At 57.3% G+C, this 18570-nt stretch carries 15 protein-coding genes and 2 tRNA genes; 3 read left to right on the forward strand and 14 right to left on the reverse strand.

Translation table 11 applies throughout. The features are described 5' to 3' along the window. Positions 1-62: 62 nt before the first annotated feature. The 3 genes from rimO to FDG13_RS16205 form a co-directional block, all read right to left on the reverse strand. Positions 63-1457, reverse strand: coding sequence for a 30S ribosomal protein S12 methylthiotransferase RimO (gene rimO, locus FDG13_RS16195; RefSeq protein ID WP_180130093.1), 1395 nt, complete (start codon positions 1455-1457; stop codon positions 63-65). 24 nt (positions 1458-1481) lie between these two features. Then, the gene (gene phaR / locus FDG13_RS16200) at positions 1482-2015 is read right to left on the reverse strand and encodes a polyhydroxyalkanoate synthesis repressor PhaR (protein ID WP_180130096.1); all 534 of its coding nucleotides are present in this window, start codon (positions 2013-2015) and stop codon (positions 1482-1484) included. A gap of 223 nt (positions 2016-2238) precedes the next feature. Continuing rightward, positions 2239-2315 (reverse strand) — tRNA-Val (locus FDG13_RS16205). Between the two features lie 131 nt (positions 2316-2446). Here FDG13_RS16205 and FDG13_RS16210 point away from each other — a divergent pair. From FDG13_RS16210 to rpoD, 3 genes are all read left to right on the forward strand, one after another. Then, positions 2447-3205: a 3-hydroxyacyl-CoA dehydrogenase gene (locus tag FDG13_RS16210; RefSeq protein WP_180130100.1), complete on the forward strand. Its 759-nt coding sequence runs from the start codon at positions 2447-2449 to the stop codon at positions 3203-3205. A gap of 29 nt (positions 3206-3234) precedes the next feature. Continuing rightward, complete coding sequence (dnaG, locus tag FDG13_RS16215) at positions 3235-5100, forward strand: DNA primase (protein WP_180130104.1); 1866 nt, start codon at positions 3235-3237, stop codon at positions 5098-5100. 259 nt (positions 5101-5359) lie between these two features. Then, on the forward strand, positions 5360-7672 hold the full coding sequence (rpoD, locus tag FDG13_RS16220) for an RNA polymerase sigma factor RpoD (RefSeq protein ID WP_180130107.1): 2313 nt from the start codon (positions 5360-5362) through the stop codon (positions 7670-7672). Positions 7673-7749: 77 nt separating this feature from the next. Here rpoD and FDG13_RS16225 read toward each other — a convergent pair whose 3' ends face one another. The 11 genes from FDG13_RS16225 to aceA form a co-directional block, all read right to left on the reverse strand. Then, complete coding sequence (locus tag FDG13_RS16225) at positions 7750-8358, reverse strand: DNA-3-methyladenine glycosylase I (RefSeq protein WP_180130111.1); 609 nt, start codon at positions 8356-8358, stop codon at positions 7750-7752. 378 nt (positions 8359-8736) lie between these two features. Next, positions 8737-8813: transfer RNA gene (locus FDG13_RS16230), tRNA-Pro, on the reverse strand. 28 nt (positions 8814-8841) lie between these two features. Beyond that, positions 8842-9297 (reverse strand): MerR family transcriptional regulator, encoded by a 456-nt coding sequence (locus FDG13_RS16235; RefSeq protein WP_180130116.1) that lies wholly within the window; start codon positions 9295-9297, stop codon positions 8842-8844. A gap of 94 nt (positions 9298-9391) precedes the next feature. Next, positions 9392-9733 carry an integration host factor subunit alpha gene (locus FDG13_RS16240; RefSeq protein WP_078363171.1) on the reverse strand — a complete coding sequence of 114 codons (342 nt, stop codon included), beginning with the start codon at positions 9731-9733 and terminating at the stop codon, positions 9392-9394. 39 nt (positions 9734-9772) lie between these two features. Next, complete coding sequence (gene pheT, locus FDG13_RS16245; RefSeq protein ID WP_180130120.1) at positions 9773-12205, reverse strand: phenylalanine--tRNA ligase subunit beta; 2433 nt, start codon at positions 12203-12205, stop codon at positions 9773-9775. Positions 12206-12260: 55 nt separating this feature from the next. Next, the gene (gene pheS / locus FDG13_RS16250; RefSeq protein ID WP_180130123.1) at positions 12261-13337 is read right to left on the reverse strand and encodes a phenylalanine--tRNA ligase subunit alpha; all 1077 of its coding nucleotides are present in this window, start codon (positions 13335-13337) and stop codon (positions 12261-12263) included. A gap of 108 nt (positions 13338-13445) precedes the next feature. Further along, positions 13446-13805, reverse strand: a complete 360-nt coding sequence (gene rplT / locus FDG13_RS16255) for a 50S ribosomal protein L20 (RefSeq protein WP_075587399.1) — start codon at positions 13803-13805, stop codon at positions 13446-13448. A gap of 25 nt (positions 13806-13830) precedes the next feature. Then, positions 13831-14034: a 50S ribosomal protein L35 gene (gene rpmI, locus FDG13_RS16260; protein WP_078366696.1), complete on the reverse strand. Its 204-nt coding sequence runs from the start codon at positions 14032-14034 to the stop codon at positions 13831-13833. Positions 14035-14254: 220 nt separating this feature from the next. After that, positions 14255-14848: a translation initiation factor IF-3 gene (gene infC / locus FDG13_RS16265; RefSeq protein WP_180132533.1), complete on the reverse strand. Its 594-nt coding sequence runs from the start codon at positions 14846-14848 to the stop codon at positions 14255-14257. Between the two features lie 99 nt (positions 14849-14947). Continuing rightward, positions 14948-16861 carry a threonine--tRNA ligase gene (gene thrS / locus FDG13_RS16270; RefSeq protein ID WP_078363175.1) on the reverse strand — a complete coding sequence of 638 codons (1914 nt, stop codon included), beginning with the start codon at positions 16859-16861 and terminating at the stop codon, positions 14948-14950. Positions 16862-17140: 279 nt separating this feature from the next. Then, positions 17141-18469, reverse strand: coding sequence for an isocitrate lyase (aceA, locus tag FDG13_RS16275; RefSeq protein WP_180130126.1), 1329 nt, complete (start codon positions 18467-18469; stop codon positions 17141-17143). Positions 18470-18570: the final 101 nt, after the last annotated feature.

An 18570-nucleotide genomic window follows, 5' to 3' on the forward strand; every position in this document is an offset into this window, starting at 1 on the left:
ACTGAAAGCCGCTGTTAAACCAGCGGCTTTTTTGTTGTTGGAATAAATGCCAGCAATTGGCATCAAATGGGCTGCGCCAGCAGATCGTGGCCTTGTGCACCCACAATACGTGCACGCGTGAATTCACCGACCTTGAGCATCTTGCTGATTTTTTCGGGCGGCAACAATTTCACCAGACCGTCAATCTCAGGGGCGTCGGCGTAAGAGCGACCCAGACCACCCTTTTTACCCAGACCCGGCGCGTGGTCAACCAGCACCTGCATGGTGGCACCGATTCGGCGCTGCAATTTGGCGGCGGACACCTCTTCGGCCACAGCCATGAACGCGGCGCGACGTTCCTCACGCACAGACTCGGGCAACATACCCGGCAAATCATTGGCCGTTGCTCCTGCAACCGGGCTGTAGGCAAAACAACCGGCCCGATCGATATTGGCTTCACGCATGAAGTCCAGCAGATGGGCAAACTCTTCTTCAGTCTCACCAGGGAACCCAGCGATGAAGGTGCTGCGGATCACGATGTCAGGGCACACCTCGCGCCAACGCTGGATACGCTCCAGATTTCTCTCACCACTGGCCGGGCGTTTCATGCGTTTGAGTACATCGGGGTGGCTGTGTTGGAACGGCACATCCAGATACGGCAACACCAGCCCAGAGGCCATCAGCGGCAGGATCGCATCCACACTCGGGTACGGGTACACATAATGCAAACGCAACCAGGCACCGTAACGCTGCGCCATTTCACCGAGCGCCTGCACCAGTTCCAGCAAACGCGTCTTGATCGGTGTGCCGTTCCAGAACCCGGTCCGGTAACTCACATCGACACCATAAGCCGAGGTGTCCTGACTGATCACCAGAAGCTCTTTCACACCACCTTCAAACAAGGCTTGCGCTTCTTTGAGCACATCACCAATCGGACGCGACACCAGGTCACCTCGCATGGACGGAATGATGCAGAAGCTGCAACGGTGGTTGCAGCCTTCACTGATCTTGATATAGGCATAGTGGCGCGGCGTCAGTTTGATGCCCGCGACCCCAAAGCCATTGGGCACCAGATCCAAAAATGGGTCATGGGGTTTAGGCAGATGTTCATGCACCGCATCCATCACCTGCTGGGTCGCCTGCGGGCCGGTCACCGCCAACACACTGGGGTGCATCTGGCGCACCAGATTGTCACCACCCTCACCTGCCTTGGCACCCAGGCAACCGGTCACGATCACCTTACCATTTTCGGCCAGCGCCTCACCAATGGTGTTCAGGCTTTCCTTGACTGCGTCATCGATGAAGCCACAGGTGTTGACGATCACCAGATCAGCACCCTGAAAGGTTTTGACGGTCTGGTAACCCTCGGCATTGAGTTGCGTCAGGATCAGTTCGGAGTCGGTCAGGGCCTTGGCGCAGCCCAGGCTGACAAACCCTACTTTGGGCGCTTGGGCGGCTTGTGAAATAACACTATTCATGCACAACTTTGTTGAAATTCGGGATTAACTTTTTAGACCAAAAACACCGAGCATCTGCTCTGTCTGCTTTTGCATCTGCTCCTGCATCTGGGCCAGGATGTTCTTGGATTGCTCCAGACTACCACCCATCATGGCTTGTAACGCCGGAGGCTGCAACGTCACAAACTGTGACCACATCTCAGGCGTGAAACCTTTGGACTGCTCGGCAAAGCGCGTTTGCACGTCCATGAGCGACTGGATATTTTTTTCCAGATAACCACCCAGCATGCCTTGCATCGCATGGCCATAAAACCGGATCAGACTCTCAAGCACCGGTGCGGTGAACATCGGCGAACCACTGGCTTCCTCTTCCAGAATGATCTGTAAAAGAATGCTGCGGGTGATGTTGTCACCGGTCTTGACATCGATCACTTCAAAAGGCTCACGTTTCATCACAAGCGCTTTAACCTCCGCCAAGGTGATATAGCTGGAGGTGATGGTGTCGTAGAGCCGCCGGTTGGGGTATTTCTTGATGATGCGCTGCTGGCCCTGCGCCGGTGATTGGGTGGCGTTATTCATATGTCATCCAGAGGTCCATCATGAGCGCGTTGTAATCATTTCCAATTGAGTCCGATTGTAGAAACCGGTTCAAACTGGACTTGCCAAGAATTGCCCTTGTGGGCGTGCCAAGACCCATCTTGCCATAGCAAGGGTGGGTCAAGCATAAAAAGAAACAAGGAATAAAACAGGACTTTGTCTACAAGGTTTTTGCGATCTGAATCTGGCAATATTCAGAAAACCTTGGTAGGCGCGATTGGACTCGAACCAACGACCCCCACCATGTCAAGGTGGTGCTCTAACCAGCTGAGCTACGCGCCTGGGTATTCAGGAAAAACCCAAGTATAGCGTGAATATTCAGCCACTCAGACACACACCCGATCTTTTTGCGCAAAAACTTGTTTGATAATTGACGTTTACGTCAACGTCAATACTATTATCTGGAGGTACACATGGAAATCAAAGGCAAGGTGTTTATCGTGACTGGCGGCGCATCGGGCCTAGGGGAAGGCACAGCACGCATGCTCAGTGCCGCTGGCGGCACCGTGGTCATTGCCGACCAACAGGTCGACAAAGGTCAAACGGTTGCCAAAGAGATTGGTGGCGCTTTTGTGGCCTGCGACGTCAGCAGTGAAGCGGACGGACAAGCAGTTGTCGCACAAGCCACAACCCTGGGCAAACTAATGGGGCTGGTCAACTGCGCCGGCATCGCACCTGCCGAAAAAACCGTGGGCAAAAACGGCCCCCACGCGCTCGCGCTTTTTACCAAATGCATCACCGTCAACCTGGTTGGCAGCTTCAACATGATCCGGCTGTGCGCCGAGGCGATGAGCAAGAATGAACCCGAAACCACTGGCGAGCGTGGTGTGCTGATCTCCACCGCCTCAGTCGCCGCCTATGACGGCCAGATCGGGCAAGCCGCCTATAGCGCCTCCAAAGGCGGCATTGTGGGCATGACCCTGCCGATTGCACGCGACCTGGCGCGTAACGGCATCCGCAACATGACCATTGCCCCCGGTATCTTTGGCACACCGATGATGTTCAGCTTCCCGCAGGAAGTACAGGATGCTTTGGCAGCGAGCGTGCCCTTCCCGTCGCGTCTGGGCACCCCCCAGGACTACGCCAAGCTGGTGCGGCATATTTTTGAGAACGAGATGCTCAACGGCGAGGTGATCCGTCTGGATGGCGCGATCCGCCTGGCACCGCGCTGAGCCTGCGGGGCGGTTTCTACAATCGCCCCATGTCCATCCCCCAAAGCTTTGTTCAGGAACTGCTGGCCCGCGCCGACGTAGTGGAAATCGTCGGCCGTTATGTGCCACTCAAGAAGGGTGGCGCCAATTTCATGGGCTTGTGCCCCTTTCATAGCGAAAAGTCGCCTTCTTTCTCAGTCAGCCCAACCAAGCAGTTCTACCACTGCTTTGGTTGCGGCAAAACCGGCAACGCCATCGGCTTCCTGATGGAGCACGCGGGCATGAGTTTTGTGGAAGCCGTACAAGACCTGGCCCAACAATTTGGCATGCAGGTGCCCGAAGACGACACCAGCCCACAGGACCGCGCCCGCGCCGCCGAGCAGCGCCAAAAACAGCACACTTTAAACGATGTGCTCGAAAAAGCCTGCAAGGCCTATCAAAAACACCTCAAGGCCTCACCCCGTGCGGTGAGTTATTTCAAAGGCCGTGGTCTATCGGGCACCGTGGCCAAACAATTTGGCCTGGGGTATGCCCCCGAGGGCTGGCGCAGCCTGGCCAGTGTGTTCCCGAGCTACGACGACCCGCTGCTGGTGGAAAGTGGCTTGGTGATCCTCAACGAAGAAGACGGCGCCGAGGCCAAACGTTACGACCGTTTTCGCGACCGGGTCATGTTCCCGATTCGCAACATCAAAGGTGAATGCATCGGTTTTGGCGGACGGGTGCTGGGTGACGACAAACCCAAGTACCTCAACTCACCGGAAACCCCGGTGTTCAGCAAAGGCCGCGAACTCTACGGCCTGTTTGAAGCCCGCGCTGCGCTGCGGGAACACGGCTACGCCTTGGTCACCGAGGGTTACATGGACGTGGTGGCGCTGGCGCAGCTCGGCTTTCCCAACGCGGTGGCGACACTGGGCACCGCCTGCACCCCCGAGCATGTGCACAAACTGTTTCGTTTCACCGAGTCGGTAGTCTTCAGTTTTGACGGCGACAGCGCGGGCCGCCGCGCCGCACGCAAGGCGCTAGACGCGGCCCTGCCGCTGGCAACCGATGTGCGCAGTGTCAAGTTCCTGTTTTTGCCGCCGGAGCACGACCCCGACAGCTTCATCCGCGCCCACGGCAAGGAAGCCTTTGCGCGTTATGTCAGCGAAGCGGTGCCACTGAGCCGCTTTTTGCTCGACGCCGCGCGTGATGGCTGCGACCTGCACACCGCCGAAGGCCGCTCGCATTTATCGAGCAACGCCAAACCGCTGTGGGAACTGTTGCCCGCTGGCGCCCTGAAGCAGCAGCTGTTGTCTGAAATCGCCGATCTGGTGCAACTCTCCAGCCGAGAACTGACCGAGGTCTGGTATCCAGCACAAGCCAAGCCCAAACGGGTGCGCAAGGAAAACTATCAAAGTGATAGTGATTACCGCAGCAAGGACGAGGGCTACAGCCCAAAATCTTATAAATCCAAAAACAGTCCTCGCCCCACCCCCAGCAACAGCCGCTTGCCGGCCAGCCGGGCCGACCATGCCGCACGTATCCTGCTCGACAACATGGCCGCACTGGAGGCCCTGTCGGTCGAAGACCATGGCCTGCTGTGCGGCCTGGAACCCCCCTACGGACCACTGTTTGCCTGGCTGGAAGCGCAGTTCCATGAACACGGCCCCCAACCCTGGGTGGCGTTGCGCGAGGGCCTACAAGGTCACGAGAGTGAAGCCTTTGCCATCAAACTGATGAGCAGCCACGAACTGGGTGTGGATGAGGATGCCGCCGAAGCCGCCAGCGAGTTGCGCCGCCTGCTCAACCTTATGCTGATCGACCAGCTCATGGCGGCAGAAACCCAGGCGCTGGAAGAGGCCAAAACAGACCCTTCAGCGCTGCAACGCTACCGTGAACTGCAGGACCGTCGCAAGGCCTTGAAACCCGCCACCTAGGCACCATCTGGGACGCTCAAGCTCGCAAAAAAGGTATAATCCGCTGTTTTTCGCCCAGGCAAGCGCGACAGCAGCACCTCCGGACCCGGCCAACACGATGCATTTGAGCGCATCCGGCCACCTTGCCGCAAGGACTGCACACCAAATGTTCGCCCACCCGTCTTGCCGGACCCTGCCCGTTTTTGCGATGTTTTTCCAAAACGCTGGTCTGCCCGCAGCGCTCCACATGCTTCGTTTGTCGTCGTTTTGAGGTTCATACATGCCTGCTTCCAAGTCAAAGACTTCCGCCGCCCCCGCAGCCAAGACCAGCGCTGTCAAAAAAACAGCCAGCAAACCTACTGAACCGAAAGTGCCCCTCGTGCCCGCATCCAAATCCAAAGTCAAAGCCGCTGTTGAAGAAGTCCAGGTCGAAGCCGTTGCTGAGCCTGTTGTGAAGAAAAAGGCCGCAAAAACGGTCAAGAAGTCCGCAGACGCCGGTACCGGCGCCAAACGCGGGCGCAAGCCCAAGGCCGGCAAAGAAGCGGGCGATGTTGATGACCTGGACATGTCCGACATCGAGGACGATCTGGCCGGTGAGCCCGTGGCCGAAACCACCGAGGCCACCGAGACCACCGAAAAGGTCAAACCACTGCGCATGAAAATCAGCAAGGCCAAAGAACGTGCCTTGATGAAAGAGTTCGGTCTGGACGAAACCGTGTTGTCCGAGGAAGACCTGGCCAAACGCCGCTTGCGTTTGAAAGCCCTGATCAAACTCGGCAAGACCCGTGGTTATTTGACCCACGGCGAAATTTCCGACCACTTGCCCGACAAGCTGGTCGATGCCGAAACGCTTGAAGTTGTGATCTCGATGCTCAACGACATGGGTGTCGCGGTGTACGAACACACACCTGATGCAGAAACCCTGCTCTTGAACCAGAACGGCCCAACCGCCGCCACCGAAGAAGAAGCAGAGGAAGAAGCCGAAGCCGCTTTGAGCACGGTGGACAGCGAATTTGGCCGCACCACCGACCCGGTGCGCATGTACATGCGCGAAATGGGCACGGTCGAGTTGCTGACCCGCGAAGGCGAAATCGAAATCGCCAAACGCATCGAAGGTGGCTTGATGGCAATGATGGAGGCGATTTCCGCCTCCCCCGCCACCATCGACGTGATCTTGCAACTGGGTGAAGACATTCGCAGCGACAAGGTGGTCATCACCACCATCGTCGATGGTTTCACCAACCCGAACGAGGCCGACGACTATGTGGCCGAAGAAGACTTTGACGAGTTCGACGCCGACGATGATGACGACGGCAAAGGTGGCTCCAAGGCGTTGACCAAAAAACTCGAAGAGCTGAAAAAAGAAGCCATGAGCCGCTTCGACCGGATGCGTGCCCACTTCGAGCAGATCCACGTGATCTACGACAAAGAAGGTTACGGCAGCGCCAACTACCAAAAAACCCAGCGCGCCCTGTCCGACGAGTTGATGTCGATCCGCTTCACCGCCAAGACCATCGAAAAACTCTGCGACATGGTGCGCGGCCAGGTCGACGACGTGCGCAAGAAAGAGCGCGAACTGCGCCGCATCATCGTCGACAAATGTGGTTACCCGCAGCCCCAGTTCATTGCCGAATTCAGTGGCCGTGACAAACACCACAACAAGGTGGCCAGCCATTTGCTTGACCTGAAATGGATCGAAAAACAAGCGGCTGCGGGCAAGCCCTGGAGCGCCACCATGGGCCGCAACATCCCGCCGGTGCAGGAGTTGCAACAACGCCTGATCGACCTGCAATCCAAAGTGGTGGTGCCACTGGACCAGCTCAAAGACATCAACAAACGCATGAACGAAGGCGAATACGCCTCCCGTGCGGCCAAGAAAGAGATGATCGAGGCCAACTTGCGCCTGGTGATCTCGATTGCCAAGAAGTACACCAATCGCGGCCTGCAGTTCCTCGACCTGATCCAGGAAGGCAACATCGGTCTGATGAAGGCGGTCGACAAGTTCGAATACCGTCGCGGCTACAAGTTCTCGACCTACGCCACCTGGTGGATTCGCCAGGCCATCACCCGCAGCATTGCGGACCAGGCGCGCACCATCCGGATTCCGGTGCACATGATCGAAACCATCAACAAGATGAACCGTATCAGCCGCCAGCATCTGCAGGAGTTTGGTTACGAGCCCGACGCATCCGTGTTGGCCGAGCGCATGGAGATCCCGGAAGACAAGATCCGCAAGATCATGAAAATCGCTAAAGAGCCGATTTCCATGGAAACGCCCATCGGTGACGATGACGACAGCCACCTGGGTGACTTCATCGAGGACGGCGCTAACACCGCCCCGATGGAAGCCGCCATGCAGGCCGGCCTGCGCGACGTGGTCAAGGACATCCTCGACAGCCTGACCCCGCGCGAAGCCAAGGTGCTGCGCATGCGTTTTGGTATCGAAATGACCAACGACCACACCCTCGAAGAAGTGGGCAAGCAGTTTGACGTGACCCGTGAACGCATCCGCCAGATCGAAGCCAAGGCCTTGCGCAAACTCAAACACCCGAGCCGCTCCGACAAGCTGCGCAGCTTCACTGACAACCTGTAAACACCGACCCAGCGTTTACATGCAAAAAGCGCCTCAAGCCCTTATAAAACCGGCGTGAGGCGCTATTTTTTTGATACCTAACAAACCGAGGGACGCTGGAACTTCGTCCGGGCCAGATCGACCTGAGCGCGAATGACACACGCCTGTGCATGGTCGTTGATCAAGCCCACGGCCTGCATGAAGGCATACACGGTCGTTGGCCCGACGAATTTCCAGCCGCGTTTTTTCAGATCTTTGGACAGGGCGACCGAAGCCACTGAGGAGGATGCCGATTGGAACGGTGCGGCGTGCGGTGCCTCATAAGACCACACATAGGTGGCCAGCGAACCTTCCTGCGCGATCAGCGCCTGGGCGCAGCGCGCGTTGTAGATCACCGCCTCGATCTTGCCACGATGGCGCACGATGCCTGCATCAGCCAGCAGGCGCTCGACATCTTTCTCATCAAAGCGCGCCACCGCATCAATGTCAAAACGCTTAAACGCAGCACGAAAATTTTCGCGCTTGGCAAGGATAGTGCGCCAACTCAGACCCGACTGGAAGGCTTCCAGGCTCAGTTTCTCGAACAGATGCCGGTCATCGGCCACCGGGAAGCCCCACTCGGTGTCGTGGTAGTGCTGGTACTCTGGCGTTGCCAAACACCAGCGGCAGCGCGCTTGACCATCGTCTGCGGGCAAGGTCGTACTCATCGGCAAGACTCCTTCTGGTACACAAGAAAGTCGGGCAACTCAGCCCAGCAGGACATGCCGCCACTCATCCACACGCGCCGCCGTGATCTTAAGGATAGCCGCATGCACCATACCTTGCGAGACAGACCTATGAATTGCCAGCAGTTACATAAGAAAAGCGCCTCAGACCCTCATATGACGGGCGTAAGGCGCTATTTTTTTGATATCTATCTCTCCCCCCCCACGGACAGCGGGTGAACCATGGCCACTAAGGATAGGTATAAGAAGCTGGGTGTAAGCGGTTCTTTGACAGGAAACTGCCGACCTGCAGGATTGAAGTGATGCGACCCACAAAGAAAAAGGACTTAGCTCATTTCTAAGCTAAGTCCTTGATTTTATTGGTCGGTGTGAAAGGATTCGAACCTTCGACCCCTTGCACCCCATGCAAGTGCGCTACCAGGCTGCGCCACACACCGAAGCCAATAATTATAACGCTTGTCTGGCCTATTCTTGGAAATCGAGAGACAGAAGCTCTCGAATTTCACCAAGTTCCCTGCGCAAGTGTTGCCAAGCTCCCGAGACAGGCTCATCTTCTTGAAGAAGCGCCGTATCTTCAAAGTCCCCAAATTGTGAGTTGCTGACCTCAATGACTTCCACACCGTCCAGCAAGACCTCGCCATGGCGCGACTTATCGCGCTCATGCTGGAGCAGCTCCTGCATTTTGTTGCGTGCACCACTGATGGTGAAACCCTGGTCATAGAGCAAGTCACGGATGCGACGGATCATCAGCACCTCGTGGTGCTGGTAGTAGCGCCGATTGCCACGGCGCTTCATCGGGCGCAACTGCGTGAACTCCTGCTCCCAATAGCGAAGCACATGCGGTTTGACGCCGCACAAATCGCCTACTTCACCGATGGTGAAGTAGCGCTTGGCGGGGATGGCTGGGAGAGAATTCTCCATTGAAATCAATGAAATAGCTGCAAAAGCTTGCAGGTTACTCTAAGTCAATGGTGCCTGTAAAGCAGGCTGTGTATCAATTTGTGAGACTGTTGGCTCAGGGCACAAAACGTGACGACGAAAAACCTTGCTCCTGGATCTGTTCCTTGAGCTTGTGGCTGGCATGGAAGGTGACCACACGCCGCGCCTCAATCGGAATCGCCTCACCCGTGCGCGGGTTGCGCCCGGGCCGAGGCGCCTTGGTGCGGATCTGGAAATTGCCAAAACCGGTGATCTTGACGTCATCACCGTCCACCAGGCTTTGTGCCACCAGGTCAAAAAACGCGTCGATCATGTCCTTGGATTCGCGCTTGTTCAGGCCGATTTGCTCAAACAGCAACTCCGCCAACTGGGCTTTGGTCAAAGCAGGCGTTTCCAGAGATTCAACGGTGATGTCCATGAGGTTCTTTTCTTTTGTAAGGCGCTATTTTGCATCCACTCAGGTGCGTTGACGGGCACCCAGGCGCTCCGCCAGGGTCGCAACCACCGCCGCCACGGCGGTCTCGATCTGCGCCTCGGTCAACGCAACTTCGTCCGTGGTGTTGAGGGTCAGGCGCACCGCCATGCTTTTCTCGGCACTGGACATGTCATTGGCACCCGAGGTCTTGGGACGGTAGATGTCAAACAGTAAGGCATCACGCAACACCCCACCCACAGGCGCGGCCCAGATGGCTGCCATCAGCGCGTCGTGAGTGACACATTCGCTAACCAGCACCGCAATATCACGCTCGACCGCCTGGAACTTCGGCACTGCCTTGAAGCGAGGCACCTCGCGGGACAACACCGCCGCCAGGTCCACCTCGAACAATATGGGGGCCTGGTTCAGGTCATACGCCTGGCGCCATTTGGGATGCAGTTCACCCACAAAACCCACATCCATGCCGTTGAGCACCACCTTGGCGCAACGCCCCGGGTGCAGTGCCGGATGCTCGGCCGCCACAAACGTGGCACACGCCGGAGCCAGCAAAGCCTCCAGATCACCCTTAACGTCAAAGAAGTCCACGGCACGCTCTTTGACACCCCACTCGGGTGCGTCACAAGCGCCCACGGCCAGACCGGCCAGCCGCATCGGCTGGTCAAAACCCTGCACTGTGGTGTCAGAGCTGGTCACCGAGGCATCACGCAAAAACACGCGACCGATCTCAAAAACACGCACACGCTGCGCCTTGCGGTCCTGGTTGAACTTCAAAACCTGTAGCAAAGAACCCAGCAAGGACGAGCGCATGACACTCATTTGGCTTGCAATCGGGTTGAGCAACTTGATCGGATTCGGGTTGCCCGCCAGCTCGTGTTCCCAGCGCTCTTCGACAAAGCTGAAGTTGATGGTTTCCTGGTAACCCAGTGCCGCCACCGCTCGGCGCACTGCAAAGTCACCACGCCGGGCCTCGGTGCGGACTTTGGCGGTGATCGGTGCCTGTGGTGGTGTGGCCGGCAGGTTGTCATAACCCACCACACGCGCGACTTCCTCGATCAGGTCTTCCTCGATCTGGATGTCGAACCGGTAGGACGGTGCGGTCACCGACAACACGCCGTCGCCCTCCACCACCGGCAAACCCAGTCCTGCGAGCGCCTTGGCGCATTGCGCCTGACTCAAAGGCATACCCAGCACCTTGATCGCACGCGCCACACGCAGCGTCACCACAGAGGGCTGCGGCATGGCCACACGTTGGTCATCCATCGGACCGCAACGGGTATCGGGTGTGCCGCAGATCTCGACGATCAACTGTGTGATGCGTTCGATATGCTCTACCGTCAGCTCGGGGTCCACTCCCCGCTCAAAACGGTGACCAGCATCGGTGGAAAAGTTGAAGTGGCGCGAACGCCCGGCAATCGCCCGAGGCCACCAGAAAGCGGCTTCCACGTAGACGTTTTGGGTGTCGTCTGAGACGGCGGTGGCGTCACCACCCATGATGCCAGCCAGCGACTCCACCTGCTGGGCATCGGCAATGACACCCACATGGGCGTCGACGGTCACGGTGTTGCCATTGAGCAGCTTGAGCTGTTCACCGGGCTGACCCCAGCGCACCTCCAACCCACCGTGGATCTTGTCCAGGTCAAAAATATGCGAGGGCCGACCCAACTCAAACATCACATAGTTGGAGATGTCGACCAAGGCCGTCACACTGCGCTGACCGCAGCGTGCCAGACGGTCCACCATCCAGGCTGGGGTGCTCGCCTTGGGGTTGACACCGCGGATGATGCGACCCGAAAAACGGCCACACAAATCCGGCGCACTGACCTTGACCGGCAACAAATCGCTGGCCGTCACTGGGGCGACCGGAAACACGGGCGTCTTCAAGGGCGTGCCGGTCAAGGCCGACAGTTCACGTGCCACACCGTAGACGCTGAGGCAATGTGCTAGGTTCGGTGTGAGCTTGAGGGTGAACAGCGTGTCGTCCAGATTCAGGTGTTCACGGATGTTCTGCCCCACGGGTGCATCAGCGGACAGCTCCAGCAGGCCACCGTGGTCTTCGGACAGCTTCAGTTCACGCGCCGAGCACAACATGCCAAAACTCTCAACCCCGCGCAGCTTGCCCACCTTGATCAGGAACGGCTTGCCATCCTCGCCGGGCGGCAACTCGGCACCGACCAGAGCACAGGGCACCTTGATGCCCACTCGGGCATTGGGCGCACCACAGACAATGGTCAGCAGCTCCGGCTGGCCCACATCCACCTGGCAGACGCGCAGACGGTCCGCATTGGGGTGCTGTGCCGCAGCCTTGATCTCACCGACCACAATGTGTTGAAACGGGGGTGCCACAGGGCTGAGCTCTTCCACTTCCAGCCCCGCCATCGTCAGCGTGTTGGCCAGTTGCTCGGTGGTCAGAGGTGGGTTGCAGAATTCGCGCAGCCAGGATTCAGGAAATTGCATAGTCGTTTTATCGGGTCAGACACATGGGACGGAGACAGATCGAACAGATCAGGGCTTATCGGAATTGCGACAAAAAGCGGATGTCACCGTCAAAAAACAGGCGCAAATCGTTCACACCGTAACGCAGCATGGTCAGCCGGTCCGGCCCCATGCCAAAGGCAAATCCGATGTAACGCTCGGGGTCTAGCCCCATGTTGCGGATCACATTGGGGTGCACTTGGCCACTGCCAGCCACTTCGAGCCAGCGCCCGGCCAACGGGCCGCTGGGGAACTGGATGTCGATCTCGGCGCTGGGTTCGGTGAACGGGAAAAAACTCGGACGGAAGCGCAGCACCAGGTCCTTGTTCTCGAAAAAGGTGCGGCAGAAGTCGGTGAACACGTACTTCAAATCCTTGAAGCTCACCGCCTCACCCACCCACAGGCCTTCACACTGGTGGAACATCGGTGAATGGGTGGCATCACTGTCGACACGGTAGGTGCGGCCCGGGGCGATGACACGAATCTCAGGCATCGCGCCTGAAAAAAGCCCGGGTGTCGGGTTACCCCCCTCAGCAGCCAGACGGTGTTTTTTGACGTGTTGTACCGCGTGACGGATCTGCATCGGACTGGTATGGGTGCGCAGCAGATTGGGGGCCGTCTCCGAACCACCTTCGACATAAAAGGTGTCGTGCATCGAACGTGCGGGGTGGTCTTCGGGCGTGTTGAGCGCGGTGAAATTGAACCAGTCGGATTCAATCTCGGGACCTTGCGCCACTTCAAAACCCATGGAACCAAAGATCGCTTCGATGCGCTCCAGCGTGAGCGACACGGGGTGCAAACCACCCTGCCCGCGTTGGCGGCCGGGCAGGCTCACATCCAGCGCCTCGGCTTGCAACTGGGCCTGCAACTCGGCATCGGCCAACGCCTGACGGCGGGCGTTCAAAGCCGCTTCGATGGCCTGTTTGGCCAGATTGATGGCCGCACCCTGGGTCTTTTTCTCATCAACGGACAACGTTGCCATGCCCTTCATCATCTCGGTGATGCGCCCGGATTTGCCCAGGTACTGGGCCTTGGTGTTTTCCAGATCGGCCGGGGTGTGGGCCAGTTCGAAAGCAGCGCGGGCCGCTTCGACAACGGTAGTCAAGTCGTTCATAAGAGGTCAAATTCTGTGATCAAGGAAAAAGGGCTAGTGCTTTTTCAAGCTCTAGCCCTTATCTCTGTTACTTAGTTAGCTATTCTTTAAATAGCAAACAGTCGGCACTCAGGCTGCCAGCTTGGCCTTGACTTGGGCCACGATACCAGCAAACGCTGCCATGTCATGGACGGCGATATCGCTCAGCACCTTGCGGTCGATCTCGATAGAAGCCTTCTTCAGACCGTTGGCGAACTGGCTGTAGGTCATGCCACACTGACGAGCAGCGGCATTGATACGGGCAATCCACAACTGACGGAAGACACGTTTTTTGGTACGACGGTCACGGTAGGCATATTGCCCAGCTTTCATGACCGCTTCTTTGGCGACCCGGAACACATTACCACGACGACCGCGGAAGCCTTTTGCAAGGGCCAGAACTTTTTTGTGGCGGGCGTGAGCCGTTACACCACGTTTGACGCGAGGCATTGAATTACTCCTTGTTCGTCGTTAATCAAAGACCACGGCAGGGCAGCATCTGTGCCATGCGACCCATATCGGTCTCATGAACAGCAGTTGCACCACGCAAATGGCGTTTATTTTTGGTGGTCTTCTTGGTCAGAATGTGACGTTTGAAGGCTTGACCGCGCTTGACGGTGCCACCTGGACGGACGCGGAAGCGTTTCTTCGCCGCGCTCTTGGTCTTCATCTTGGGCATTTTCATGCTCCTTTTTACATTGTGCTCGTGAGGCGTCTGCACACTCTGTGCAGCCTTGTTGGCCCCGAGCCACTTGGTTCAGCAGTCGACTTGCATCAACCACTGTTTTGACAATGAACCTGAGCTCACTGCCTTCAAAACAAACTCAAAACATCACTTGCATGACGACTTGACCCTGTTTTAAATCCTGCTTGGCACCCACTAGAGACACCGAACCTCTTCAAACTGCAACTGCAGCACTGTCAGCAGCCACCGGCTTAGCAACCTGCTTTTTGCGACCCGGCGCAATCATCATGATCATCTGGCGGCCTTCAAGTTTGGGGAACTGCTCCACCAAAATCAAGTCACCCAACTCGTCGCGAATCCGATTCAACAAAGCCATGCCCAACTCTTGGTGGGTGATTTCACGACCACGAAAACGCAACGTGATCTTGCATTTGTCACCTTCGGCCAAGAAACGCTTGATGTTGCGCATCTTGATGTTGTAGTCACCATCATCGGTACCGGGGCGAAACTTGATCTCTTTGATTTCGATCACTGTCTGCTTGGCCTTGGCCTCAGCAGCCTTCTTCTGCTCCTGGTACTTGAACTTGCCGTAATCCATCAGACGGCAGACCGGCGGTGTGGCCGTGGCCGCAATCTCCACCAAATCCACGTCCAGATCGCCGGCCATGCGCAACGCCTCCATCAGGCTGACGACACCAAGCGGCTCGTTGTCCACACCAGAAAGGCGAACTTCTGGCACCATGATTTCCCGATTCAATCGGTGTTTGCGTTCTTCGCGTTGACGGCGATCACGAAATTCGGTAGCGATGGCTTAATCCTTCACAATAACTGCTACTACATCAGTAGCGATAACCGCACAACACACGCCGATGAACTGGCTTTTATGGCCTGCAACTTAAGTGTTCGCTTAAGCGTTCGATTTATGAGCGATGTCAGCTGACAATTTCTGAGAGAAATCTTCCAGAGACATCACTCCAAGGTCTTGACCACCTCGGGCGCGCACCGCGACGGCACCAGACGCCATCTCTTTGTCGCCAATAACGACCAGATACGGCACTTTTTGCATCGAATGCTCCCGTATTTTATACGTGATTTTCTCGTTGCGGAGGTCTGACTGGACCCTAAACCCTTGATTTTGCAGCGTTTTGACCACGTTTTGGGCGTATTCTGCCTGCGCATCGGTGATGTTGAGCACCATCACCTGGGTCGGCGCCAGCCAGGTTGGCAAGGCGCCGGCGGTTTCTTCGATCATGATGCCAATGAAACGCTCCAGACTGCCGACGATGGCGCGATGCAGCATCACCGGGCGATGGCGGGCACCGTCTTCACCAACATACTCCGCATCCAGACGCTCGGTCATGAAGAAGTCAACCTGGATCGTGCCACATTGCCATTGGCGACCAATGGCGTCCTTGAGGGTGTACTCGATCTTGGGACCGTAAAACGCCCCTTCTCCGGGTGTGATTTCAAATTCACAGCCCGAGGCACGCAGACTCTCCATCAAGGCGTGTTCTGCCTTGTCCCAGCTCTCATCCGAGCCAATGCGTTTCTCAGGCCGGGTGGCGATCTTGTAGATGATGTTCTTGAAGCCAAAGTCCGCATACACCTTCTGCAACAGCGCGGTGTAGTCCGAGCATTCTTTGAGGATCTGGTCTTCGGTGCAGAAGATGTGGCCATCGTCCTGGGTGAAGCCGCGCACACGCATGATGCCGTGCAGACCACCAGTGGGTTCGTTGCGGTGGCACTGACCGAATTCGCCGTAGCGCAGCGGCAGGTCGCGGTAACTCTTGATGCCTTGTTTGAAAATCAGGATGTGGCCCGGGCAGTTCATCGGCTTGAGGGCGTACTCGCGCTTTTCACTCTCGGTGGTGAACATGTTGTCACGGTACTTGTCCCAGTGCCCGGTTTTTTCCCACAACGACTTGTCCAGCAGCTGCGGACCTTTGACTTCCTTGTAGCCGTTGTCGCGATAGACCTGGCGCATGTACTGCTCCACCACCTGCCACACCGCCCAGCCATTGGGGTGCCAGAACACCACGCCGGGTGCGTGGTCGTCGATATGGAACAGATCAAGCTGCTGACCGAGTTTGCGGTGGTCGCGCTTTTCGGCTTCTTCGAGCATGGTCAGGTGTGCGGCCAGGTCTTCCTTGCTGGCCCAGGCGGTGCCGTAGATGCGCTGCAGCATCTCGTTCTTGTGGTCACCACGCCAGTAGGCACCGGCCACTTTCATGAGTTTGAAGTGTTTGAGCTTGCCGGTGCTGGGCACGTGCGGGCCGCGGCACAGGTCTTCAAACGTACCTTCGCGGTACAGGCTCACGTCTTCGTTGGACGGAATGCTGGCGATGATTTCGGCCTTGTAATGCTCACCCAGGCCCTTGAAGTAGGCCACCGCCTCATCACGTGGCAACACACGGCGGGTCACCGGTTCGTCCTTGCTGGCGAGCTCGGTCATGCGTTTCTCGATCAAGGCCAGGTCGTCAGGCGTGAAGGGCCGCTCAAACGAGAAATCGTAGAAAAAGCCGTTTTCAATCACCGGGCCAATCGTGACCTGGGCTTGCGGGAACAACTGTTTGACGGCATAGGCCAGCAAGTGCGCGGTGGAGTGGCGGATCACCTCCAGGCCATCGGCGTCTTTGGCGGTGATGATTGCCAGCTTGGCATCGGCGTCGATCAGGTAGCTGGTGTCAACGACCTTGCCGTTGACCTTGCCAGCCAGTGCCGCTTTGGCCAAGCCAGCGCCGATGGAGGCAGCGACATCGGCCACGGTCACTGCGGCGGGGTAGTCACGTTGTGAACCGTCAGGAAGCGTAATTTGAACCATGATGATTGAGGGGTTTGAAATGAACAAAAAAAAACGCGGATCAGTCCGCGTTTTACTATTATCTTGAGAGCACACCGTGCATAAGGCACGCGGGCTACGGCCTTATTCTTTGAATACCTTTGCCGTTGTCGTTCGCGGTGTCATAACCAGATGCCTTTCTCGCTCTTGTCAATGTGTGATGCGCACATTTTAGCCGCAGTCGAACACCTCATAAAAAAGGGCTGGTGGCTCTTGCGGGCCACCAGCCTTTTCACCCCTCCTCGGGTTCTTCTAGGTTGTTCAGTGAAACTGTGCTTCTTCGGTGGAACCGGACAAGGCCTTGACGCTGCTGGAGCCGCCCTGGATCACGGTGGTCACGTCATCGAAGTAACCAGCGCCGACTTCCTGCTGGTGCGAAACAAAGGTGTAACCCTTGTCGCGTGCGGCAAATTCCTGCTCCTGCACCATCTCGGTGTAATGCTTCATGCCTTCGCCACGGGCGTAAGCGTGGGCAAACTGGAAAGTGTTGAACCAGTTGATGTGGATACCGGCCAGCGTGATGAACTGGTACTTGTAACCCAGCGCCGCCAGGTCTTCCTGGAACGAGGCAATCTGTTTGTCGTCCAGGTTTTTCTTCCAGTTGAAAGACGGTGAGCAGTTGTACGACAGCAGTTTGCCGGGGCAGGCGCCCTGCACCGCCTGGGCAAATTCGCGGGCAAAACCAATGTCTGGCACACCGGTTTCGCACCACACCAAATCGGCATAGGGTGCATAAGCGATACCACGGCTGATGGCCTGCTCCAGACCGTTTTTGACGCGGTAGAAACCTTCTGGCGTGCGTTCACCGGTCAGGAAGGGTTTGTCATTGGCATCGTGGTCGCTGGTGATCAAGTTGGCGGCTTCGGCATCGGTGCGGGCCAGCACGATGGTCGAGACCCCCATCACGTCAGCGGCAAAACGGGCTGCAATCAGTTTTTCGCAGGCTTCCTGCGTGGGCACCAGCACCTTGCCACCCATGTGGCCACACTTCTTGACGGCGGCCAACTGGTCTTCAAAGTGAACACCGGCGGCGCCGGAGGCAATCATGTTCTTCATCAGCTCAAACGCATTGAGCACACCACCAAAACCGGCCTCGGCATCGGCCACGATCGGCAGGAAGTAGTCGATGAACTCGGGAGAGCCCGGCTCGATGCCACGGCTCCACTGGATTTCGTCGGCACGTTTGAAGGTGTTGTTGATCCGGCGCACCATGGTTGGCACCGAGTCGTAGGCGTAGAGCGACTGGTCGGGGTACATGGTCTCGGAGGTATTGCCGTCGGCGGCCACCTGCCAGCCCGACAGATACACCGCTTCCAGACCCGCCTTGGCCTGTTGCATGGCCTGGCCGGCGGTGATCGCGCCAAAGGCGTTCACATAACCCTTTTTGGCGCCACCATTGACCTTGGCCCACAATTTCTCGGCGCCATGTTTGGCCAATGTGTACTCGGGTTGCAGGCTGCCGCGCAGGCGGACCACGTCTGCAGCGCTGTAGCCACGTTTGACACCTTTCCAGCGGGGGTTGGTTGCCCAGTCTTTTTCGAGGGCGGCGATTTGCTCTGCACGGCTGGGGGCCGAGGTGGATTGAGACATAAAAACACTCCTGAGTTGTGAAAACTGGGGCCATCACACATGTGGATCAGGTGCCTGGCATGGAGTGAATTTTAGGTCTTGTATAAGACTTGTGTTTAATC

This window comes from Rhodoferax sp. BLA1, from assembly GCF_013416775.1.
Classification (GTDB): Bacteria; Pseudomonadota; Gammaproteobacteria; order Burkholderiales; family Burkholderiaceae_C; genus Rhodoferax.

Coding starts and splice junctions, on each gene's coding strand:
- rimO (WP_180130093.1), bottom strand. CDS start 1,457: ATGAATAGTGTTATTTCACAAGCCGCCCAAGCGCCCAAAGTAGGGTTT.
- phaR (WP_180130096.1), bottom strand. CDS start 2,015: ATGAATAACGCCACCCAATCACCGGCGCAGGGCCAGCAGCGCATCATC.
- FDG13_RS16210 (WP_180130100.1), top strand. CDS start 2,447: ATGGAAATCAAAGGCAAGGTGTTTATCGTGACTGGCGGCGCATCGGGC.
- dnaG (WP_180130104.1), top strand. CDS start 3,235: ATGTCCATCCCCCAAAGCTTTGTTCAGGAACTGCTGGCCCGCGCCGAC.
- rpoD (WP_180130107.1), top strand. CDS start 5,360: ATGCCTGCTTCCAAGTCAAAGACTTCCGCCGCCCCCGCAGCCAAGACC.
- FDG13_RS16225 (WP_180130111.1), bottom strand. CDS start 8,358: ATGAGTACGACCTTGCCCGCAGACGATGGTCAAGCGCGCTGCCGCTGG.
- FDG13_RS16235 (WP_180130116.1), bottom strand. CDS start 9,297: ATGGAGAATTCTCTCCCAGCCATCCCCGCCAAGCGCTACTTCACCATC.
- FDG13_RS16240 (WP_078363171.1), bottom strand. CDS start 9,733: ATGGACATCACCGTTGAATCTCTGGAAACGCCTGCTTTGACCAAAGCC.
- pheT (WP_180130120.1), bottom strand. CDS start 12,205: ATGCAATTTCCTGAATCCTGGCTGCGCGAATTCTGCAACCCACCTCTG.
- pheS (WP_180130123.1), bottom strand. CDS start 13,337: ATGAACGACTTGACTACCGTTGTCGAAGCGGCCCGCGCTGCTTTCGAA.
- rplT (WP_075587399.1), bottom strand. CDS start 13,805: ATGCCTCGCGTCAAACGTGGTGTAACGGCTCACGCCCGCCACAAAAAA.
- rpmI (WP_078366696.1), bottom strand. CDS start 14,034: ATGCCCAAGATGAAGACCAAGAGCGCGGCGAAGAAACGCTTCCGCGTC.
- thrS (WP_078363175.1), bottom strand. CDS start 16,861: ATGGTTCAAATTACGCTTCCTGACGGTTCACAACGTGACTACCCCGCC.
- aceA (WP_180130126.1), bottom strand. CDS start 18,469: ATGTCTCAATCCACCTCGGCCCCCAGCCGTGCAGAGCAAATCGCCGCC.